The sequence below is a fragment of the Staphylococcus gallinarum genome, from assembly GCF_029774255.1.
Taxonomy (GTDB): Bacteria; Bacillota; Bacilli; order Staphylococcales; family Staphylococcaceae; genus Staphylococcus; species Staphylococcus gallinarum.
Window position 1 is genome coordinate 1,873,939 of record NZ_CP069082.1, and the last position, 22,865, is coordinate 1,896,803.

The window sequence follows — 22,865 nt, forward strand, 5'->3', positions numbered from 1 at the left end:
GGCCCCTAGGAAAGTAAGCCATTTATATTAATATTAAACACCCACTAGCATACGAGTATTGTGGATTGATGATTTATATATAAATACAAAAAGACATATTTATTTCAAAAATCCTATGACTATATAATATACAATCATCATTATTCGTGGAAGTATTTTGGCGAGACTCCTGAGGGAACAGGACAAGCTGAAGACTACAGGCTGAAGCTGGCCCCTAGGAAAGCGAGTCATTTATACTAATATTAAACACCCATTCATTTTACATCAAATTAACCCTCAAAGATATTTAATTATTATATATACAAACGGACCAATCCACATTAATGGATTAGTCCGTTTTGATATCATAAATTAACACTTACCTCTAGTATGAATCACATTACTTTAACGAACGACTTTCTTTTCAAAACGACTCAAATCGTTATCATGGCCAATCATAATTAATATATCTCCTATTTCAACACTTAAATTCGGATCTGGAGATACTAAAATTTCTCGACCTCTTTTGATAGCAATGATACTAATACCAAACTGTGCACGAATATCGAGTTGTATAATCGTCTGCCCTGCCATCTTTTCACTAGCTTTAATTTCAACAATAGAATGTTCATCAGCAAGTTCTAAATAATCAAGTACACTAGCACTTGCAACATTATGTGCGATACGTCTACCCATATCACGTTCTGGGTGTACAACCGTATCAGCACCAATTTTGTTTAAAATTTTAGCATGATAATCATTTTGCGCTTTGGCTGTTACTTTTTTAACACCTAATTCTTTCAAGATCAATGTCGTCAAAGTACTAGATTGAATATTTTCACCTATAGCGACAATTACATGATCAAAGTTTCTTATACCTAAGCTTTTCATTACTGCTTCATCTGTAGTATCAGCAACTACAGCATGCGTAGCAATGTCACTGTATTCGTTCACACGTGCTTCATTTGAATCAATCGCCATTACATCCATATCAAGTGCATTTAATTCTCTAACTATACTGCCACCGAATCGACCTAAGCCAATTACCACATATTCTTTATCCATATGCGTCCTCCAATTTAAAAATCGAGGCCATAAGCAGTTTGTTAACTATAAAACTTAGATAACAAATACTGCCTACACCTCTTTAATTAAAACTGTTATTTTTTGCCTTCGACATATTCTTTGTCAAAAACAAATAATTTCATTATTAATATTAACGATGGGATTAATAAAAGTAAAGCAAAAATAAATGCAGTGATTAACGTTATTGCCATACTTGGATTAGTCACGCCATGTTTAATATGAATATATGGGGTTAATATATATGGCAATTTACTTGCACCGTATCCAAAGAATGCGAATCCCATTTGCAACATGACAAAGATAAATGCTACACCGTGTCCTTTTTTTAGATATGTTAAAATCATTGCACCTATAAAGAAGATTAAGCTCAATAAGAACATCCACCAATAATTTGTGACTGCATTCATAAAGTGTGTCTCATTTTGCACTCTTAAAGATAAGAATACAAATATCGAAATCGCAATCATCGGCGGTCCCCAGAATAAGAACCAATATCTAAGTAAACGATATGCTTCAGTATCTCGCGCTCTTGCAGCATAAAATGTTAAGAATCCAGAAGAAATATACAATACCGAAATGACTGCTAAAAATACCACTGCCCATGCATATGGACTTAACAATAATTCCACCCAATTCAAATCGATGTTACCGGCATGCTCTTTAATAAAGCCACCTTCTGAAATTGTTAATGTCGTAGCTAATGCGGCGGGTATAAATAAACCAGCAATTCCATATAAAGCTAACCACGGTAATTTCGTATCTGGACCATAATTTTCAAATGCATAAAAGCTACCTCTAATTGAAATCAAAATAACAGCAATAGAGGCTGGCAGTAATAGCACTGAACCGAAATATTTCGCAGTGTCTGGGAAAAATCCTACCATTCCAACAAAGAAGAAAACGAAGAATACATTCGTTACTTCCCAAACAGGATTTAAGTATCTTGCAATTAAATGATTTATCTTTTTATCTTGTTTCGTTACTTTCGCGTGTAATGTAAAGAATCCTGCCCCAAAGTCAATAGAGGCAACAATAATATAGCAAAATAAGAAAAACCATAGTACTGTGATTCCTATATATGCAAATATCATGATAAATCACCTCTTTCTTGCTTTAGTTTTTCAACGTCTTTATAAGCAGGCTTATGTTTAAACATCCTAATTAATACATAAGACGAAGTAACAATAAGAACGATATATAAGAGTGCGAATAATACCGTAACTAACGTTAATCCACCAGCTTGAGTGGCTGCGTCTGCAACCTTAAGATAGCCTCTAACCATCCATGGTTGGCGTCCTTGTTCTGTTAAGAACCAACCAAATTCTATCGCTAATAATGCTGCTGGCCCTGTTAATAACGCACCATATAACATAGCTTTGGAGTAAGTGAATTTCTTCAATTTTTTAAAGACTAATGTCATTACATAGGCACCTGAAACAACCATACAGAACACACCCATAAATACCATCAAATCAAAGTAGTAATGTACTATCATAGGTGGTCTTAATTCTTTCGGGAACTCATCTAAGCCTTTCACCTTTGTATTAAAGTTATTATCTGCTAAAAAGCTTAATACGCCTGGAATTTTAATAGCACCCGAAACTTCTTGTGTTTTTTCGTCTAAAGTACCAAATAACACTAGATCTGCCTTAGACTCAGTATCAAAATGCCACTCATAGGCAGCAAGCTTCTCAGGCTGTTCTTTGTGAAGAAACTTAGCTGACATATCTCCTGCTAACATTGAGCCTAATGTAAAAATTAACCCTAATATCATCGTAAGCTTAAGTGCCTTTTTATGATATTCGGTATCCTGAGCAAATTTATTCTTTAATAGTTTAAATGCTGCTACTGCAGCTAACACGAACGCCATTGTCATCAATGCTGTCGCTACAACATGGAATGAACGTACTAAGAATGAATCATTAAACATAGCTGCCCAAGGTTCCACATTAATCATTTTGCCATTTTTCATTTCAAATCCTGCAGGTGTATTCATAAATGAGTTAACTGCAGTGATAAAGAACGCTGAAAATGAACCACCTAATATTACAGGTATACTAATCCAAAAGTGCGTCCATTTATTTTTAAATCGATCCCAAGTATATAAGTATATACTCAAGAATATTGCTTCAAAGAAGAATGCAAAAGTTTCCATAAATAATGGTAATGCAATTACGTGACCACCCATTTGCATAAATGTAGGCCACAATAGAGATAGCTGTAAACCAATAATTGTACCTGTCACAACACCGACAGCTACAGTAATGGTATAACCTTTTGACCAACGTTTTGCTAAAGTTATATATTTAGGATCATTATTTCTAATACCTAAAAATTCAGCAATTGCAAACATAAGCGGCATTCCCACACCGATTGTCGCAAAAATTATGTGCACTGCAAGCGTCATTGCAGTTAGAAATCTTGCTAATTCAACTGAATCCATATTATCACCTTTTATTTTTATTTGTGACAAAAATCACAACTTCCATCCATTATAAACCCGTTATATAATTTTTGAAATTATTTCTAACTATAAATTAGTGACAAATTGATGACTATAAGCATATAAATTACACACTTGATAAATATAATAAACTCTCTTATATTAATATAAGTGGATTCAAGAAAGGATGTCTTCAAATGAAAAGTGTCATAATTTATACACAGAATGACTGCCCTCCATGTACTTTTATTAAAAGTTACCTAACTGACAAAGGTGTGGCTTTCGAAGAAAAAAATGTTGCGAATGCACAATATAGAAATGAAATGATGGAATATGATGCATTTGCGACACCTTTTATACTCATTGATGATGAACCAATGTATCAAATTGATATGGAAAAAATTAATCGTACATTAGATATTGAAGCGTAATGAATCTTATTGAAAAAATATAATCATTTTGTACATATCTACCCTTTTTTATAAAAGTTAAATTAATTTTTCCAATCCAATGATGATTGACTGATGTTAAATATAAATAGAGGCAACGTTTCAGCATAATTGAAACGTTGCCTCTATTTATATTAATAAAAAAAGAATTGGCCAATTAACTCGACCAATCCTCCTACTATTTTATATGTTTTCATATGGATCGTTAGAAATTATATTTCTTTGCCCAATCCATAATTATTAGCATTATTTTGCATATTGATTAACTAATGTAGTAACTTCTTCAGTAGTTGCACAATTAATTGCTCTATCTGCTAATTCTTCCATTTCATTTTGACTTAAGCCTTTGATTTGACGACGCACTTTAAGAATCGATGTCGCACTCATTGAGAACTCATCTAAACCTAAACCTAATAACAATGGAATTGCTATCTCATCTCCAGCCATTTCGCCACACATACCTGTCCATTTACCTTCTTTATGAGAAGCTTCAATAACTTGTTTAACTAAACGTAAAATTGAAGGATTATATGGTTGATACAAGTATGATACACGTTCTGACATTCTATCTGCAGCCATAGTGTATTGAATTAAATCATTTGTACCGATACTAAAGAAGTCAACCTCTTTAGCAAATACATCAGCTAAAGCTGCTGTAGAAGGAATTTCTACCATGATACCTAATTCGATATCATCAGATACTTCAACACCTTCTTGTGTTAAATTGTCCTTCTCTTCAAGAAGTAATGCTTTGGCATCACGGAACTCTTGAATTGTAGCAACCATTGGGAACATGATATTTAACTTACCGAATGCAGATGCGCGTAATAATGCACGCAATTGCGGTCTGAAAATATCAGGTTGATCCAAGCATAAACGTATCGCACGATATCCTAAGAATGGATTCATTTCTTCAGGTAAATTTAAATATGGTAACTCTTTATCGCCACCAATATCTAACGTACGAACAACGACACGTTTGTCTTTCATTGTTTCTAATACTTTCTTGTAAGCTTCAAATTGCTCATCCTCAGAAGGCATTTCGTCTCTTCCCATATATAAGAACTCAGTACGATATAAACCAATACCTTCTGCACCATTTTCGATAACACCAGTTAAATCATCTGGTGTACCAATATTTGCTGCTAATTCGGCGTGCTTACCATCAATTGTTGTCGTTTCTTCATCGCGTAACTTTTGTAATTCTTTCTTATCTTCAAAGAAGCGTTCACGCTTATTTTGATAAGCAATCACTTCATCCTCAGTCGGATCAATAATTACCTCACCAGTTAAACCATCAACAATAATCATGTCGCCTTGTTTAACTTCTTGAGTAATTGATTTCGTACCAACAATCGCCGGGATTTCTAATGAACGGCTCATGATAGCAGAATGAGATGTTCTACCACCAATATTCGTTACAAATCCTTGCACAAACTCTTTGTTCAATTGAGCTGTGTCTGATGGTGTTAAATCATTCCCGATGATGACAACGCTTTCATCAATCATACTAGGATTTGGTAATTCAACTCCCAAAATATGTGCCAATACACGTTTAGAAACGTCTCTAATATCAGCAGCACGTTCTTTCATATACTCATTGTCCATTGATTCAAATATTGTGATGAATTGCCCTGTAACATCTGTTAGAGCTGTTGGAGCGTTAACTTGTTCGTTGTTAATCTTATCTTCAATCGGTTGAATTAATTCTGGATCATCTAAGACTAGTAGATGTGCATCAAAGATTGCTGCTTTATCAGCACCAAGGTTCTCTTCTGCATTATTTCTAATCTTAGTTAATTCAACTTTAGATGTATCGATAGCATTTCTGAACTTTTCAATTTCTGAATCGACATCTGTAACCTTTTCACTATTGAATGAAAGGTCTGGTTCTACTAATAAATATGCCTTGGCAATTGCTACACCATCAGATGCAGCAATACCATTAATATATTGTGACATATTAAGCAGTTAAACCTTCTTTAGATAAGATGTCTGTAATTGCAGAAATTGCATCAGCTTCATCGCTACCATCGGCATAGATTGTGATTTCCGCATCTTTACCTACACCTAAACTCATAACACCCATGATTGATTTCAAGTTAACTTTTTTACCATTATATTCTAATTGAATATCTGAATCGAATTTTGAAGCAGTTTGAACAAGCATAGTCGCTGGACGAGCGTGAATACCTGTTTCGTCAATAATTACATATGATTTTTGTTCCATAATATGATTTCTCCTTCGTATAGTTAGAATCGTTAGTTTATTATAAAACCTAGCATAGTTTTATATAATAACATTACCAAATTATAAATAGAAATTCAATTCGTTATTACCCTGATATGACAATAATCAGCAATAATTGAAGATTTTATGAAAACGCTCACGATTTAAAGTAATTCTTTAACTACTTTTTCACATTTTGCAATGTGTTCATCGCCTATTTTTTTCATAAAATAATAACTCACTGAAGCTGATATTGCTTGCCCTAAAATTGGGAACCATTTTGTTTGTTTCGCTAACACGCGTTTAGCTACATCACGAATGACTACTTTTAAGATAGCATCAGATATTTTCTTGCCAATAAATTGGCTCCCTTGTATAGCAGCTAGCGCATAGATACGTTCTCTAACACTATCTCCCATGCTATTAACTTGCTTATGGTCAAGGCCATATATTTTATTTACATCTTCTATAATATCTTTCATTAGTTTGATATCCACACCGAAGTCTAGCCCTGGAATAGGTACCACACTAACACTTGATGACAATAGCGATTTCTTTTTCACTAATGCTTGTGCGCGTTCACGTCTCTCATCTACCTCAAATAAATTAACAGGTAATTGATGTTTTTCTTTGATATCTTCTATATTTAAAACCTTATTTCCTACTTCTTTTGTAAATTTATTAGTAAATTTATTTTTCAAGCCCATCTTATACACTCCTTATAAAAAATGACCATATAAAATTTATACCCAAATTCACAAATTTTATAGTACTTTAACAAAAATTGCTTTCAAATATTTTGAAGGTTTATAATGTGCATGCGTTTTAAAATCTTTAGGTAAGCCCATTACGTCTTGTAGTTCATATGCTACACCAGCATTTTCCAAAGTTTCTTTAACTACTTTTTTAAAGGCTTTTAATGAAAAAGTACTATTGTTGGTACATAATAACATTGTGCCGTTTGGTGCTAAAATATCTAACGCTCCAAGAATCAATTTATCATAATCCTTTAATACTGAAAAAGTTTTCTTCTTATTTCTAGCGAAGCTAGGTGGATCAACAACAATTGTGTCGTAAAATAAATCATGCCTTTTCGCATAGCCATAAAAATCAAAAGTATCCATAACGTAAATATATTGTGATTTAGGATCAATGCCATTCAAACCAAAGTTCTCTTCAGTTAAAGGTCTAGAACGATTGGCTAAATCTACACTTGTCGTATTTTTGGCATTGTCTGCCGCAACAACTGAAAATGCTCCCGTATAACTAAACACATTAAGAATGTTGCGATTATCAGAATAGTGCTCTTTTAATTTTTTTCTTACTTCTTTTTGATCTAAAAATATTCCAGTCATTGGACCATCATCTAAATCTATATTATAAAAAGTAAAGTTTTCTTCGATTACAATTGGGAATTCTGGAGCTACTCCTTCTACAAAACCACCTATAATCTCAGCATCTTTGAAACGCATTTTTTCAAAAATAGAAGTATAATCAAACACTGTTTTTAATGCTTCTAATATTTGATACCTGAATTTATAAATGCCTTTAGAATACCATTGAATTAATAGATGACCATTATAGTTATCTATTGTCAATCCACCTATGCCATCACCTTCACCATTAAATAATCTAAAAGCATTTGTACCGTCTATATTATAGAAATAAGTTCTTTCTTCTTTTGCTAGTTCAAACAATCTTTCAAAAAATGGTATATTAATTTCTTCGTCTTGCTCATAACTTAATACCCAACCAAGTCCCTTATGTTGTCTTCCTACATATGCTGTAGCAATATAAATACCTTGATCGTTAACGATATAAAATAAATCCCCTTCTTTCAAATGGTCATGATCATATATATCATCCGCTTCGACTAATGGATATTGATTTAAATATTTTGTTTCTTTTCCTTTATTTAATGTGGCAGTTTTCATAATATTATGACAGCCTTTCTACTATTTAGTATGATTTTAATTTGCTTATCTATTCTATCATTTCATATACATTGTTACATTAAAAATCTAATTATATCAGTACTTTTTAGTAATGTCAGATACCGTTACTCAACTTTACTTAAATACATAAAAAAACCTACCTTCCTAAATCATATAGGAAGATAGGTAACGTCTACTCACATCATACTTTAATCATTTGCAGGTTGTCGTAACTTAATCGTAAACGCAACAATAACTGCTATTAACATGATAAATAAAATCGGTGTAATGAATATTGATAATAACAATCCATGAACCATAATATTTACAAATTCTGTTAACAATTTAAAGAATAATATGCTTACCATAAACAATTGAAGATAATAGAATCTGCCGCGTAAGAAATTTGTAAGTGTCGTTAAAATATATACAATAATAATAATCATTAGTAAGAACAATGTTACCCATTCAATTACATATTGCGTCTGTGAAATTTCCCAGTCTCCTGACACAAATAATGAATTTCTATTATTGAATTCAATTAATGTAAAGAATAGTAATACCGCACCACACATAAGTTCTACATATGCGCGCTTTAACCATTTTGGTTTCTTCATCCAATTTGGAACATCGTCCTCTTGAATATCAATTTTATTCTTCCATTTTTCGATAAACTTATCTTTCTTTTCTCTAGCCTTTTGAATATCCACACTTCTTCTTGTTTTACGTGTAAATTCTGTAGTTTTGTCTTGTAAATTTTTCCAATGTTCTTTAGTTTGATTTGATACCGAGTCTTTACTAGCTCTAGAAAGCTCTGGGGCTTCCTCACCCAATTCCTCTTTAGTTAAAGGCAGTGATCTTCTCAAGAATAAGAAGTTCCAAATTGCCATTTGACCTAACAACCACATTATTAAGAAAAATGTGTTAACACTAAGAATATCAACTGGGACAATCTCGTCACTATCAATTCTGCCATAAAGCACGATTTGCGTTAATAAATAACTAATACCATATGTGAAAATAATCCATAAATAATGGTACTTTCTATGATGCTTATTTAACTCATCCTTATACACAATGTAACCAATATGCACAGCAAAAGGAATGACAAAAATAATAGCAAAGAAACTATAAACTTGCGTCATTAAAATTAGTGTAATTAAGAAAAATAAAATTCCAATAACTAAAAAGAAGATTGAAATATCATAGTCATAACCTGTCGTTCTATACAGTGTCATACCTAATAATAGGACAACGACACCAAATAAAATAATGATTATGGCGCTTACTATTGGGAAGTTCCCTATATAGTTACTCATCACCCTAATTATTTCACTGAAAAAAGCATTAATAAAATCCCATACATTATGGATATGTAACTCTGGTTTACCTTTACCATTCAATTTATGAATTAAAGGTAAATTAACCAAAATGATGAGACCTGTGAAAAGCGAAACGATGCCTATGATATAGCTATATAGTATCTCGGCGTGTTTCTTTATAAAAGACATACCATTCACCTCAAAGTTATTATATATTAACATTTAGTTCTTGTCTTTAATAATCTAATAAATAAGTCTTTAGTATGATAGATTAGTTGTATTGTCAAAATTCCACATTACTAATGATATTAAACAATTATTTCATTAAATTCGTTAATTTTATTTTTTGTTTTAAAATTTAATGTAAAACACAGCACAATCAAGCTATGTTTATAGTTAATATTATGTGGTATACCATCTATATAATCAAACATCAATAAGGAGTGTCACATATGAGTAAAGAAGAATTAAACAAAAAAGCTGCTGAACAAGCAAAAGAAGCAGAAGAAAAATTAAAAGAACAAAAAGAGTCATCATCAGATGATGTAGAGGAAACTAAAAAGAATATTCAAGACACATTGGATTAATTTAAATAAACGTTTATAATGTCAAACATTATAAAGATTTAGGGTGATGCTTTATGCATCACCCTATTTATATGTCTATCAACCCTATTTAACACCAAAACTTCAGCTATACAAACACCAATTCATACGATTTATTAACTTGTTATTTACCCTTTTATTAAAAAAGTAACCTTGACATAATATTGAAAAAGTCATACATTATAATTAAATTTAAATATAACATTCGCACTAGGGGTGTTTTGTGACTGAGATGAGGTATACCCTCAAACCCTTTGAACCTGATCTAGATTAAACTAGCGTAGGAAAGTGTATTGCGATACTGAATAATTTATTTGAGTATCTGTATGCCAATATCTAAGCGCGCACTTTTTCTAGAAGGTTGTGCGTTTTTTTATTTGGGAGGAAAGTATTATGTCAAAAGGTTTAAAACTATCTGAAATACTTGTTACTGTATTGATTGCAGTGGTATTTGCAGTGATTTATAATCTCTGGAACTTTGTTTATAAGGCAGTTCAAATTACAGGTTTGCATCTTGAAGAATTAACGTATGGCGCTTGGTTTATGGCGGCCGTAGTTGCTTATCTCATCATTCCAAAGGCAGGTATTGCCTTACTTGCTGAATTTGCTGCAGGTGCAGGAGAAACAATTATTATGGGACGTTTCGACATTGCTACAATGATTTATGCATTAGTTCAAGGCTTAGCCTGTGAAATTATCTTTTTAATTTTTAGATATAAATCACGTAGTGCAATGGTAGCAATGTTAGCAGGATTCTTAACTGCAATTGCAACGCTACCAATTGATTTTGCATATGGTTATTTAGGAGAGATTGCAGGTTGGAACTTAGCTTTATATATAGGTTGTAGAGTAATTAGTGGAATTGTTGTAGCTGGACTCCTTTCCTATTATATCGTCAGAGCCCTCGACCAAACTGGTGTTACAAAATTATTTAGACCAGCTACGAAACATGACTACGACAATCTATAAGGAGTCACAATATTGATATCCATAAAAAATTTACGATTAAAATATCCAAATGCAGATAAAAAAATATTCAATAATTTAAACTTAAATATAAATAGTAAAGAAAAGGTACTTTTACTTGGGCCATCTGGTTCAGGTAAAAGTACTTTACTCAATGTGTTAAGTGGTATTCTACCAGAATTAGTAGACCTTCCAATGAAATATGACGACCTTCATATAGACAAAGATTGTGGGGTCATTTTCCAAGATCCAGATACACAATTTTGTATGCCTAAAGTATATGAAGAATTGGCATTTGTAATGGAAAATTTACAAGTTCCTAGAGAAGAAATGGATGAACGTATCGACAATGCTTTGGCTGCAGTTGATTTAGACGTTGATAAAAATCAATACATCAATCAATTGAGTGGTGGTATGAAACAAAAACTAGCGATAGCCGAGACTATTTTACAAGAAACAAACACACTTTTCTTAGATGAACCTACAGCAATGTTGGATGTTTATGCCACTGAAGATTTATGGCAAAAAATCAAACAAATATGGGATAACAAAACAGTGATTATTGTCGAACATAAAGTAGCGCATATATGGCAACACATTGATCGTGTCATACTCTTCAATTATGATGGTGAAATCATTGCCGATGAGACACCTGAAATCATTTTAAAGCACTATGAGTCACTATTATCCGAATATGGTGTCTGGCATCCACATGCATGGGATTACGCACCAAAGCCTTTAAATAAACACTCACAGCACTTTACAACTCAGAGCGTTGTAAATTTCCAAGATATTACGATACAACGTGGAAAAAGACGGTTATTACAAATCCCTGAATTATCAATTAAATCAGGTGAATGGATTACCATAACAGGACGTAATGGAACGGGTAAAACGACATTACTCGAATCGATGATGCAACTCCTGAAATATTCAGGTGACTTATTCATAGATAACAAAAAAATCACAAAAATTAAGCAAGCTGCGCAACACATGTACTTAGTTTATCAGAATCCTGAATCTCAATTTATTACAAACTCAGTATATGATGAAATTTATATTCAATTTAAAAATAAACAAAACACAGTTGAACAAGCCAAACAAGAAACTGAAAATATGTTAACAACATTACAACTCAATTCTGTACAAACGCAGCACCCTTTCGAACTTTCTATTGGTCAGAAAAGACGCTTAAGTGTAGCAATAGCGCTAAGTTCATCTTCAAGATTCATCTTGTTAGATGAACCTACATTTGGACTAGATAGCCATAATACATTTAATTTAATTAAACTATTCCAAAAGCGTGTTCAATCGGGCCAAACAATTATAATGGTCACACATGATAACGAGATAATCTCACGATATGCTACTCGAAAGTTTAATGTTGAAAATCAATTCTTAATAGAAGAAATAGGTGATATTAATGTTTGATCAATGGAAGAAGAAACAGTCCTTCGTAGACGATGTTAATATCATCACGAAGTTATTACTTGGTGTATTGTTATTTTTCTTCGTTATATTAATACATGAATTTGATTATATGGTTTACTTTATGTCATTAATCTTAATATTTATGCTCATATTTAACGGTATAAAATTTAAGATCACGTTACCTTTTGTATTTTTCACAGTCATCTTTAGTATCATTTCCGCCTTATTTATGATTTTCTATGGTGATGGTACACATACACTGTTTAAACTAGGTTTCATTCATATCACAACTGAAAGTTTATATAGAGGGTTGCATTTGGCAATGCGTACTTCAACTGTTGCATTTTTCGGTATTCTTATTGCTTTCACTTCACAAATTGTTATGATTTTTTACAGTCTCATGCAACATTTAAAGGTCAAACCTAAAGTTGCCTATGCATTTATGGCTGCAATTCGTATGGTTCCGCTTATGTTTAGCTCTTTAATCGAGCTAAGAAAATCAGTGAAGATGCGCTATCAAATGATAGACCGAAGCAATTACAGTGGTTTAAAACGGATGAAACATTTAATTATCCCATTATTAAGTCAAAATATTCGAAAAGCACATCAACTATCAGTTGCCATGGAGAAAAAGGGCTTTAAAGACGGAAAACGTACTTACTATTATTACGCCCCGTTTTCTTATAAAGATATTCTCTTTGTCATAATAATTATCCTAATTGCAGTTTGCGCTTATTTTTTATCAGTATTATTACCAATTACTGGTATTCAAGATATTCGAATAACAAATATTTATTAATCTCAAAATTTTCATTTCAATTTAACCAATATTAAATACCGTATCATACTAAAAGCAATTGTCTTTATTAAATAGGAAGACAATTGCTTTTTTGTACTTTAAAATATTGTGAAATTTCCTATGACCATACTTGGTTGTGGCTTGGCAGACTCTTACAGTATCAGCTCAAACCGAAGGCTACAGGCTGAGATTACACCTGTGGAAAGTGTGCCAACCAAGCACTTCAATAAACCAGACCCTAAATCCCAATTACAAAGTATTAAAAAGTTTGTGGCTATTTATAAATTATATCCCGCTTTGAGTTGTCCATTTTTCATGTGGTCGTCTTTCATTTGGCAGAGTTAATTAAGACATGTTTGAATTTTTATACACATGACCCTCGTTCATTTAATTTAGTGCTGTTTATTAAATTATACGAAAGTGTCTTGTTTTTGTAGTAATAACAGATATGAATTTCTTATTGTTTGCGACACTCTTGAGGGTGTAGTTGGGTGTTGTTGGGTGTAGAGATCAAGTCTCGACCCATATCCCCTAGGTAAGCGAGCAATAACAATACGATGTATTGATATAAATAACAAGCCCATCAAAGATTTTGATCTTTGATGGGCTTAATGCTAGGTATTTATGTACCAGTTTCTTTTTCCTATAATAAAAAAACGGATGAATATATCATCCGTTTCTTATCACATATAAATATTTATTTCATCGCCTTATCACTAATATCAGTACGATAAAATAGTGCATCACTTTCAATTTGGTCAACTGCTTTATAGGCATTTGATTTTGCAGTCGCAATATCAACACCTTCGCCCAGTGCCAAAATCACACGACCTCCAGAAGTCACAAACGCATTATCTTCTTTCTTCAATCCACTAACAAAATAACTTCCATCAAGACTAAAGCCAGAAACCTTCTCGCCCTTATCATAACTACCTGGGTACCCCTTAGATGCCAACATAACACCTACCACCGCATCTTCTTTCCACTTAAAATGCAATGGCTGTTTATTATCTAAATCAATGATATGTTGCATTAAGTCACTTTCCATACGCGTTAATAGGACCTGTGCTTCAGGATCACCAAAGCGTGCATTAAACTCAATCACCTTAGGCCCTTCTGCAGTAATGATGGCACCAATATATAACACTCCAAAAAACTGATACCCTTCATTAACAAGTGCATTAGCAATCGGTTGCGCAATTGTATCATTTGTTTGTTGTAAGATATCTTGACCAATATGCGGTACCGGACAATATGCACCCATACCACCCGTATTAGGTCCTTGATCATTGTCATAAGCTCGCTTATGATCTTGAGCGATGCAATCAAATGGTACAGCATAATCACCATTAACAAAGGTCATGAGTGAAAATTCTTCACCTTCTAAAAACTGTTCAAAGACAACAATACCCTCTTCTTCAGGATAAAGTTCCTCAATTCCAGCCAAGGCTTCATCATAATTATTGGCAATAATAACACCTTTACCAGCTGCTAAACCATCTTTTTTCAAAACGACTGGATATTCACAAGTTTGGATATAATCTATAGCGCTTTGCTTGTTAGTAATTTCTTTATATTCTGCAGTTGGAATATCATATTTCGCCATTAATTGTTTGGCGAACAATTTAGAACCTTCTATTTGAGCCGCAGCTTGATTTGGTCCAAACACCTTGATATCTTCACTGTGTAACTTATCTGCTAAACCTTCAGTCAATGGTTGTTCTGGACCTATGATTACCCAGTTGATTTGATGGTCTTTAGCAAATGCCACAATAGCTTCATGATTTGTTTCTGCAATTTCACTATGAACCTCTGCGACTGCAGTCATTGCATCGTTACCTGGAATTGCAAAAATTTCTTTTACGAGTGGTGACTGATTTAATTTATGTGCTAAGACATGCTCTCTTCCGCCTCCACCTACGACAAGTACTTTCATAATGTTATTGCCTCCATAAATTAATGTTTAAAGTGTCTTACACCTGTAGTTACCATTGCAATACCGTGTTTATTGGCCATATCAATTGAATCTTGATCTTTAATTGAACCACCTGGTTGAATTATAGCTTTAATACCGTGTTGTGCAGCTAATTCAACAGTATCATCCATTGGGAAGAAACCATCAGACACCATTACAACATCATCATTGATTTCAATCGCACGTTCAATTGCAACCTTCGCTGAACCTACACGATTCATTTGGCCTGCACCAATACCTACTGTTTGTTTAGTGTTACTTAAAATAACTGCATTACTCTTAACTGATGCTACTACTTTCCATCCCAGTAACATTGCATCCCATTGTGCTTCTGTTGGTTCAACGTCCGTAACGACTGTCATATCTTCACGTTTAGATACAACATTATCTTTATCTTGAACTAAATAACCACCCGACACTGAAACGATTTCTTGTTCGCTGTTATCAATAGTCATATCAATTTCTAACAAACGAATATTTTTCTTTTTACTTAAAACATCTAATGCATCTTGAGTAAACTTCGGTGCAATAATGACTTCTAAGAAAATACCATGTAATGATTCTGCTAATTTAGTGTCTACAGCTCTGTTTAAGGCAACAATCCCACCAAATATTGATTGGTCATCAGCTTCAAATGCGTGTTGATAAGCTTGTTCAATCGTATCAGCTACACCTACACCACAAGGGTTCATATGTTTAACTGCAACTGCTGCTGGTTGATCAAATTGTTTCACTAATGCTAATGCTGCATCTGCATCTTTAATGTTATTGTAGCTTAATTGTTTACCGTGTAATTGTTTTGCACCAGCTAATGTATGTGCTGCATTTGAAGTACGTACAAATGATGCTGTTTGTTGAGGGTTTTCACCATAGCGCAATGTTTCTTTACTATTTTTGAAAAATTCAACAATCGCTGCATCGTACTCGTTTGTATGATCAAATACTTTAACCATTAATGATTTGCGATAAGTTTCATCTAATTGATCATTTTTAATTCTATCAATTACTTCATTATAATCTGCAGGATGAACAATCGTTGTTACATGTTTAAAGTTCTTTGCGGCAGCACGTAGCATTGTAGGACCACCGATATCAATATTTTCGATTGCATCACTTTCTGTTACATCTGGGTTCGCAACTGTTTCTTTAAATGGATATAAATTAACGACTACCATATCGATTAAATCAATTTGCTGTTCCTTTAATTGCTCTAAATGCTCGGGTTTATTTCGATCAGCTAATATACCACCATGTACTGAAGGGTGTAATGTTTTAACTCGACCATCCATAATTTCCTCGAATTGTGTTAAGTCTGAAATTGATTTAACTGGTACATCCGCTTCAACTAAAGCTTTTTTTGTACCACCAGTAGAATATAATTCATAACCTAGTTCTGTTAAAGATTGCGCGAACGGCACAATTCCACTTTTATTTGAAACACTTAAAATTGCTTTTTTCATTATTATTGGCACCTCTTATTGAATAATTTTTGCAATAACTTCTGGATAAAGTTGATGTTCTATTTCCTTGATTCGCTCTTCCAATTGTTCTTTTGTATCATCTGGATAAATCTTACAAGAACGTTGTTCTATAATCTCACCAGTATCCATACCACTATCAACGTAATGCACCGTAGTACCAGTAACTGTTTCACCACTGTCGAATGCTTGTCCAATAGCGTCTTTACCTTTAAACTTCGGTAATAAAGAAGGATGGATATTCAATATACGTCGATCATAAGCATTTAAAATATGCTCACCGATTAATTTCATATAACCGGCCAGTACAATCCATTCTACTTTTTCAGCGGTTAACCACTCTATTATTTTACGTTCATAATCAGCTTTAGAATCAAAGTTTTTCAGCTCATTAATATGCACATCGAGATTAAATTTTCTAGCGCGTTCTATACAATAAGCACTCACTTGATCTGTATATAATGCTGTCACTTCAATATGAGATAAACGACCTGCTTCAATTTCTGTCATTATACTTTCAAAATTACTTCCAGAACCAGACGCGAAAATTGCTATTTTGGTCATTTTATACCCCCGTTAATTGAATCGGCTCTGTGCCTTCAACAATTTCACCAATTTTATATGCTTTAACATCATGCTCTTTTAATATTGCTAATGCTTTATCGGCATCTTGTGCTTCAACGATAATTGTAAATCCGATACCCATATTAAAAACATTATACATTTCAGCTGTTTCGATTTCGCCTTGTTGTTGCAACCAATTAAATATCGGTAATGTTGGGAATGAAGTTGTATCTACTTTTGCAGTAACACCTTCAGGCAATGCTCTAGGAATATTTTCATAGAAACCACCACCAGTGATATGTGTCATCGCATTAATTTGAATAGCTTCCTTTACAGCAAGAACTGGTTTTACATAGAGACGTGTCGGCTCTAAAAATGTTTCTAAATAAGTACGTTGAGCGTCAAATTTTTCTTGTAAATCAACGTTTGATTTTTTAATAAGGTTCCTAACTAAGCTATAGCCATTTGAATGGATACCACTAGACTCTAGACCAATAATCACTTGACCAGGTTTAACATTACTGCCATCAATATATTCGTCCTTTTCAACAGCACCTACAGCAAATCCAGCTAAATCATACTCACCTTCGTGATACATTTCACCCATTTCAGCAGTTTCACCACCAATAAGTGCAGTGTTTGTTTCCTCACATCCGTCACTAACGCCTTTAACAATTTGTTCAATAACTTCCGGTACCACTTTGTTTGTTGCAATATAATCTAGAAAATAAAGTGGTTCGGCACCTGTTGTTAAAATATCATTGACACACATTGCAACGGCATCCACACCAATCGTGTCATGCTTGTTATGATCGATAGCTAATTTTAATTTCGTACCAACACCATCTGTACCTGATACGAGTAAAGGTGCTTTCATATTTAATTGTGAAAGGTCAAATGTAGCTCCAAAGCCACCAAGTCCTCCAAGTACTTCTTTACGCATTGTTCGTTTGACGTGACTAGACATACGTTCTACTGCTTCATAACCTGCGTTTATATCAACACCTGCTTGTTGGTATGCTTTAGACATGAATATTCCCCTCTTTATCAAAATATTGTTTATTATTTTTCAAGTATGTTTTTTGGCGTTCACTTAAATGCTTTACATATTCTTCTTCATAGTCATATAATCCAGCAGGGTAGTCACCTGTAAAGCTTTCTACACATAACCCACTATATGGTACATCTTGATCAAGTCCAATAGAATCGATTAGACCATCAACACTTAAATAAGATAAAGAATCTGCACCAATATAATCTCTAATTTCTTCTGGTGATTTATTTGCTGAAATTAACTCTGCCGTTGTTGATACATCAATACCATAAAAGCTAGGAAACATAAATTCTGGTGATGCGATACGTACATGAACTTCGTTTGCACCTGCATCTTTCAACATTTGAACGATACGTCTACTCGTTGTACCACGTACAATTGAATCATCTACCAAGACAATATTCTTATCATGAACAATATCTTTAACTGCTGATAATTTAACTCTAACACCTTGTTCGCGTAATTCTTGAGTAGGTTGAATAAATGTTCTTGCAACATATTGATTCTTAACTAAGCCCATTTCATAAGGTAAACCACTTTCTTCAGCATAGCCTGATGCTGCTGATAGAGATGAGTTTGGCACACCAATGACCATATCAGCTGTAGGTGCTGGGCTCTCTGTTGCTAACTGTTTACCAGATTGCTTTCTTACTGCATGTACATTTTTTCCTGCAATTGTAGAATCTGGTCTAGCAAAATAAATGTATTCCATTGCTGAAATTGCAGTCGTTGTATGTCGTGTATATGATTCAACTCTGATACCATCGTCGTTAATGACAACATATTCTCCTGCATGAATATCTCGAACAAATTCCGCACCAAGTACATCAATTGCGCAAGTTTCACTAGCTATTATATATGCACCTGTTTTCATTTTACCAACTACAAGCGGTCTAATTGCATTTGGGTCAACAGCGCCATATAAAGCATCCTTAGTTAATAATGCAAAAGTAAATCCGCCTTTAATTTTTCTTAAACTTTCTTGTAAAGCATCTTCAAATGTTGGTGCTTTACTACGACGAATTAAATGCATAATTACTTCTGTATCTGATGACGAATGGAAAATTGAACCTTGATGCTCTAGAGATCTTCTTAAGCTTTGTGCATTTATTAAATTACCATTATGACAAACACCAACACTCATATCATAAAAGTGATATAAAAATGGTTGAATATTCTCAATTCCTTTATTTCCTGATGTAGCATAGCGAACATGTCCAATTGCATGTTGATATGATTTAAATGATTCTAATTGAGTATCAGAAATTGCTTCTGTTAATAGACCTAGGCCACGTTCACCAATGAGGTTCTCCCCATTGGAACAAACGATGCCAGCCCCTTCTTGACCACGATGTTGTAAACTATGCAATCCCATATATGTTAGTTGTGCCGCTTCTTGGTGATTCCAAATACCGAATACGCCACACTCTTCATTTAATCCACTGATGTCATACATTTAGGAATAGCTCCTTCCCATATTTCATTGAGATTTGAAACTTCTCGTGATACCTTTATGTCATTATTAGCAACATTGAATTGGCCATTATCAGTAATTGAACCAATCTCTACAGCATTATCAATATCAAGTGTTTGACCTTCTTTAGCAATTACAATATATCGACCTTGTGTTTCACTGAATAATTGTCCATTTGATAGGTTTACATTCACATCTAAACCTAAACGATAGTGTGCGCTGAATCTTGCTAAAGTTAGTAATAATCCACCTTTACCAACTGTTTGTACATGAGATGCGACACCCGAACGAATAGCCGATTTAATTGCTTCACCTTTTTTAACTTCATCTGATAAATCAATTGCTTCAAATTCATGATTTACTTCTTTATATAATAATTTCTCTATTTGACTTCCACCAAAATCATCCTTTGTATCACCAACTAAATATACCTTGTCGTTCGCTTTTGGTGTGAAATCATTTAAGAAATCAATGTCTTCAATTAATCCAACCATACCTACGACAGGTGTTGGGAATATTGAAGTGCCTCGTGTTTCGTTATATAATGACACATTCCCAGATACAACTGGAGTACTTAATACTTCACATGCTTCAGCCATACCTTTAGTTGAATCAGCTAATTGTTGATAAATTTCTTTCTTTTCAGGTGAACCATAGTTTAAACAGTCTGTCATAGCTAATGGTGTTGCACCCACCGAAATTAAATTACGATACGCTTCTGCAACGACCATTTTCCCACCTTCATATGGGTTATTGAATACATATCTTGCTTCACCGTCAATTGTAGATGCAATAGCTTTCTTCGTATTCTCAACACGCACAACAGAAGCTTGTAAGCCTGGTTTTACAATTGTATTAGCACCGACTTGTTGATCGTATTGTTCATATAAATAGCGCTTAGAAGCAATTGTTGGATGTTGTAACAGCTGCTCAAATACATGATTAACGTCTACATTACTATAGTCATTCTTTTCATTATTATACTCAGGTGCTTCACCTTCTAATACATATACTGGCGCTTCATCAGATAGTGGTTGAACTGGGATATCAGCATATACTTCTCCTTCATAAGACAATACAAAGCGATCTGTATCTGTTACTTCACCAATAACTGCACTATCTAATTCATGTTTATCAAATAATTCTAAAAATTTATCTTCCGTTCCCTTTTCAACAACTAATAACATACGTTCTTGTGTTTCAGAAAGCATCATTTCATATGGCGAGATACCTTGTTCACGTGTTGGCACCTTTTCAAGTTGTAAATGTAAGCCGCTTCCACCTTTGGCCGCCATTTCCGATGATGAAGAAGTTAAACCAGCAGCACCCATATCTTGAATACCTACAAGTTCATCAAATGTAATTGCTTCTAGTGTTGCTTCCATTAATTTTTTACCTACAAATGGATCACCGATTTGTACTGAAGGACGTTTACTCTCACTATCTTCACTCAATTCTTCAGAAGCAAATGTCGCACCATGGATACCATCTCTACCTGTTTTTAAACCTACATAGATGACTGAGTTGCCTACACCTTTAGCTGTACCTTTTTGTACCATATCGTGATCGATAATTCCGACACACATCGCATTTACTAAAGGATTACCATCATAACGATCATCAAATTCAATTTCACCAGCTGTAGTTGGAATACCGATACAGTTACCATAACCACCTATACCTGCAACAACACCACGTAATAAACGGCGATTTTGCTTTTCTGATAATTCACCAAAACGCAAACTATTAAGTAAATTAATTGGTCTTGCACCTATCGATACAATGTCTCTGATAATACCACCAACACCAGTAGCAGCACCTTGATAAGGTTCGACTGCTGAAGGATGGTTATGTGATTCAACTTTAAAAACAACTGCTTGTTCATCGCCAATATCAACTACGCCTGCACCTTCACCTGGTCCCATTAATACATGACTACCTGAAGTTGGGAATTGTGTTAAGAAAGGTTTCGAATGTTTATACGAACAATGTTCACTCCACATTACAGAAAAAATACCTATTTCAGTAAAATTTGGTTCACGACCTAGAATTTCACACACTTTATCATATTCTTTATCACTTAAACCCATATCTTGATATAGTTTTTCTAACTTAATTTCCTCTGCACTAGGTTCAATAAATTTAGACATTTTGTTCCCTCCAACTATTTACCATTGCTTCAAATAATTTTACGCCACTATCTGTACCTAAGATTGATTCAATTGCACGCTCTGGATGAGGCATCATTCCACAAACATTACCTTGTTCATTGACGATTCCTGCAATGTCATTATATGAACCATTAGGATTTTCATTATATTTTAAAATGATTTGATTATTAGCTTCTAAATCTTTATACATTGCATCAGTACAATAGTAGTGACCTTCACCATGGGCTACTGGATAAATAACATCTTCATTTTCTTCGTATAAATTAGTGAATGGTGTTTGGTTATTAACAATTTTTAACGATTCATTTCTGCTTACAAACAAATGTGAATCATTGTGCAATAAAGCGCCTGGTAACAGTCCTATTTCTGTCAAAATTTGAAACCCATTACAAACTCCTAGCACTGGCTTACCTTCATCTGCAAAGCGTTTTACTTCATTAATAATTGGAGCAACACTCGCCATTGCACCTGAACGTAAATAATCACCGAATGAGAAACCACCTGGAATTAGTACGCCGTCATATCCAGCTAATGATGTATTTCTATAATCAACGTAATCAGCCTCTACACCTGTTTTTAAAGCTGCATTATACATATCTCTGTCGCAGTTAGAGCCTGGAAATTTAAGCACTGCAAATTTCATTATGCTTTCTCTCCTTCTTCCAACACTTTATAGCTATATTCTTCAATAACTGTATTGGCAAATAATTTTTCACTTAAAGTAGTAATAACATTATGAACCGCTTCATCTGTAGCCTCATCTACTGTCATATATAAGACTTTACCTACACGAATATCATTAACTTGTTTATAACCTAAATCATGAACCGCACGATTTAAAGCTTGCCCTTGTGTATCTAATACCTGTGGTTGTAATGTGATGTGTAATTCGATAGTTTTCATTA

21 protein-coding genes and 1 riboswitch are annotated in these 22,865 nt (G+C 33.7%); of the genes, 5 read left to right on the forward strand and 16 right to left on the reverse strand.

Annotated features, from left to right (window positions below; genetic code table 11):
* Positions 1-384: 384 nt before the first annotated feature.
* From JN168_RS08745 to JN168_RS08755, 3 genes are all read right to left on the reverse strand, one after another.
* Positions 385-1,044 (reverse strand): potassium channel family protein, encoded by a 660-nt coding sequence (locus tag JN168_RS08745; RefSeq protein ID WP_042739002.1) that lies wholly within the window; start codon positions 1,042-1,044, stop codon positions 385-387.
* 95 nt (positions 1,045-1,139) lie between these two features.
* Positions 1,140-2,156, reverse strand: coding sequence for a cytochrome d ubiquinol oxidase subunit II (locus JN168_RS08750; RefSeq protein WP_107527967.1), 1,017 nt, complete (start codon positions 2,154-2,156; stop codon positions 1,140-1,142).
* Positions 2,153-3,508 (reverse strand): cytochrome ubiquinol oxidase subunit I, encoded by a 1,356-nt coding sequence (locus tag JN168_RS08755; protein ID WP_042739904.1) that lies wholly within the window; start codon positions 3,506-3,508, stop codon positions 2,153-2,155. Before JN168_RS08755 ends, JN168_RS08750 begins: the two co-directional genes overlap by 4 nt.
* Before the next feature lie 197 nt (positions 3,509-3,705).
* Between JN168_RS08755 and JN168_RS08760 the strand changes: the two genes are divergently transcribed.
* Complete coding sequence (locus tag JN168_RS08760; RefSeq protein ID WP_042739890.1) at positions 3,706-3,939, forward strand: glutaredoxin family protein; 234 nt, start codon at positions 3,706-3,708, stop codon at positions 3,937-3,939.
* A gap of 264 nt (positions 3,940-4,203) precedes the next feature.
* Here the strand turns inward: JN168_RS08760 and ptsP are convergent, their stop codons facing one another.
* From ptsP to auxA, 5 genes are all read right to left on the reverse strand, one after another.
* Positions 4,204-5,919, reverse strand: a complete 1,716-nt coding sequence (ptsP, locus tag JN168_RS08765; protein WP_279525778.1) for a phosphoenolpyruvate--protein phosphotransferase — start codon at positions 5,917-5,919, stop codon at positions 4,204-4,206.
* Between the two features lies 1 nt (position 5,920).
* Complete coding sequence (locus JN168_RS08770; RefSeq protein ID WP_042739888.1) at positions 5,921-6,187, reverse strand: phosphocarrier protein HPr; 267 nt, start codon at positions 6,185-6,187, stop codon at positions 5,921-5,923.
* Positions 6,188-6,351: 164 nt separating this feature from the next.
* Complete coding sequence (locus JN168_RS08775) at positions 6,352-6,894, reverse strand: hypothetical protein (RefSeq protein ID WP_042739887.1); 543 nt, start codon at positions 6,892-6,894, stop codon at positions 6,352-6,354.
* A gap of 57 nt (positions 6,895-6,951) precedes the next feature.
* The gene (locus JN168_RS08780; RefSeq protein WP_042739886.1) at positions 6,952-8,121 is read right to left on the reverse strand and encodes a class I SAM-dependent rRNA methyltransferase; all 1,170 of its coding nucleotides are present in this window, start codon (positions 8,119-8,121) and stop codon (positions 6,952-6,954) included.
* Between the two features lie 209 nt (positions 8,122-8,330).
* Positions 8,331-9,632, reverse strand: a complete 1,302-nt coding sequence (auxA, locus tag JN168_RS08785; protein WP_279525779.1) for a lipoteichoic acid stability factor AuxA — start codon at positions 9,630-9,632, stop codon at positions 8,331-8,333.
* A gap of 263 nt (positions 9,633-9,895) precedes the next feature.
* Between auxA and graF the strand changes: the two genes are divergently transcribed.
* From graF to JN168_RS08805, 4 genes are all read left to right on the forward strand, one after another.
* Positions 9,896-10,030, forward strand: a complete 135-nt coding sequence (gene graF / locus JN168_RS08790) for a glycopeptide resistance-associated protein GraF (RefSeq protein ID WP_198643875.1) — start codon at positions 9,896-9,898, stop codon at positions 10,028-10,030.
* A gap of 220 nt (positions 10,031-10,250) precedes the next feature.
* A riboswitch (TPP riboswitch) is annotated at positions 10,251-10,352 on the forward strand.
* A gap of 89 nt (positions 10,353-10,441) precedes the next feature.
* Entirely contained in the window at positions 10,442-11,017 is a 576-nt protein-coding gene (locus JN168_RS08795) for an ECF transporter S component (protein ID WP_042739884.1), read from the forward strand.
* 12 nt (positions 11,018-11,029) lie between these two features.
* Complete coding sequence (locus JN168_RS08800; protein WP_279525780.1) at positions 11,030-12,445, forward strand: ABC transporter ATP-binding protein; 1,416 nt, start codon at positions 11,030-11,032, stop codon at positions 12,443-12,445.
* Entirely contained in the window at positions 12,438-13,244 is an 807-nt protein-coding gene (locus tag JN168_RS08805) for an energy-coupling factor transporter transmembrane component T family protein (RefSeq protein WP_042739882.1), read from the forward strand. Before JN168_RS08800 ends, JN168_RS08805 begins: the two co-directional genes overlap by 8 nt.
* Positions 13,245-13,941: 697 nt before the next feature.
* Here the strand turns inward: JN168_RS08805 and purD are convergent.
* The 8 genes from purD to purS are packed head-to-tail and all read right to left on the reverse strand — an operon-like array spanning position 13,942 to position 22,863.
* On the reverse strand, positions 13,942-15,180 hold the full coding sequence (gene purD / locus JN168_RS08810; RefSeq protein ID WP_279525781.1) for a phosphoribosylamine--glycine ligase: 1,239 nt from the start codon (positions 15,178-15,180) through the stop codon (positions 13,942-13,944).
* Between the two features lie 20 nt (positions 15,181-15,200).
* Complete coding sequence (purH, locus tag JN168_RS08815; RefSeq protein ID WP_279525782.1) at positions 15,201-16,679, reverse strand: bifunctional phosphoribosylaminoimidazolecarboxamide formyltransferase/IMP cyclohydrolase; 1,479 nt, start codon at positions 16,677-16,679, stop codon at positions 15,201-15,203.
* 15 nt (positions 16,680-16,694) lie between these two features.
* Entirely contained in the window at positions 16,695-17,261 is a 567-nt protein-coding gene (gene purN / locus JN168_RS08820; RefSeq protein WP_107512253.1) for a phosphoribosylglycinamide formyltransferase, read from the reverse strand.
* A gap of 1 nt (position 17,262) precedes the next feature.
* Positions 17,263-18,291 carry a phosphoribosylformylglycinamidine cyclo-ligase gene (gene purM / locus JN168_RS08825; RefSeq protein WP_042739878.1) on the reverse strand — a complete coding sequence of 343 codons (1,029 nt, stop codon included), beginning with the start codon at positions 18,289-18,291 and terminating at the stop codon, positions 17,263-17,265.
* Positions 18,284-19,771 (reverse strand): amidophosphoribosyltransferase, encoded by a 1,488-nt coding sequence (purF, locus tag JN168_RS08830; RefSeq protein WP_107512255.1) that lies wholly within the window; start codon positions 19,769-19,771, stop codon positions 18,284-18,286. Before purF ends, purM begins: the two co-directional genes overlap by 8 nt.
* Positions 19,750-21,939 carry a phosphoribosylformylglycinamidine synthase subunit PurL gene (gene purL / locus JN168_RS08835; RefSeq protein ID WP_042739876.1) on the reverse strand — a complete coding sequence of 730 codons (2,190 nt, stop codon included), beginning with the start codon at positions 21,937-21,939 and terminating at the stop codon, positions 19,750-19,752. Before purL ends, purF begins: the two co-directional genes overlap by 22 nt.
* On the reverse strand, positions 21,932-22,603 hold the full coding sequence (gene purQ / locus JN168_RS08840) for a phosphoribosylformylglycinamidine synthase subunit PurQ (protein ID WP_042739875.1): 672 nt from the start codon (positions 22,601-22,603) through the stop codon (positions 21,932-21,934). The genes purL and purQ overlap by 8 nt, the downstream gene beginning before the upstream one ends.
* Positions 22,603-22,863, reverse strand: coding sequence for a phosphoribosylformylglycinamidine synthase subunit PurS (gene purS / locus JN168_RS08845; RefSeq protein ID WP_042739874.1), 261 nt, complete (start codon positions 22,861-22,863; stop codon positions 22,603-22,605). The genes purQ and purS overlap by 1 nt, the downstream gene beginning before the upstream one ends.
* Positions 22,864-22,865 lie beyond the last annotated feature (2 nt).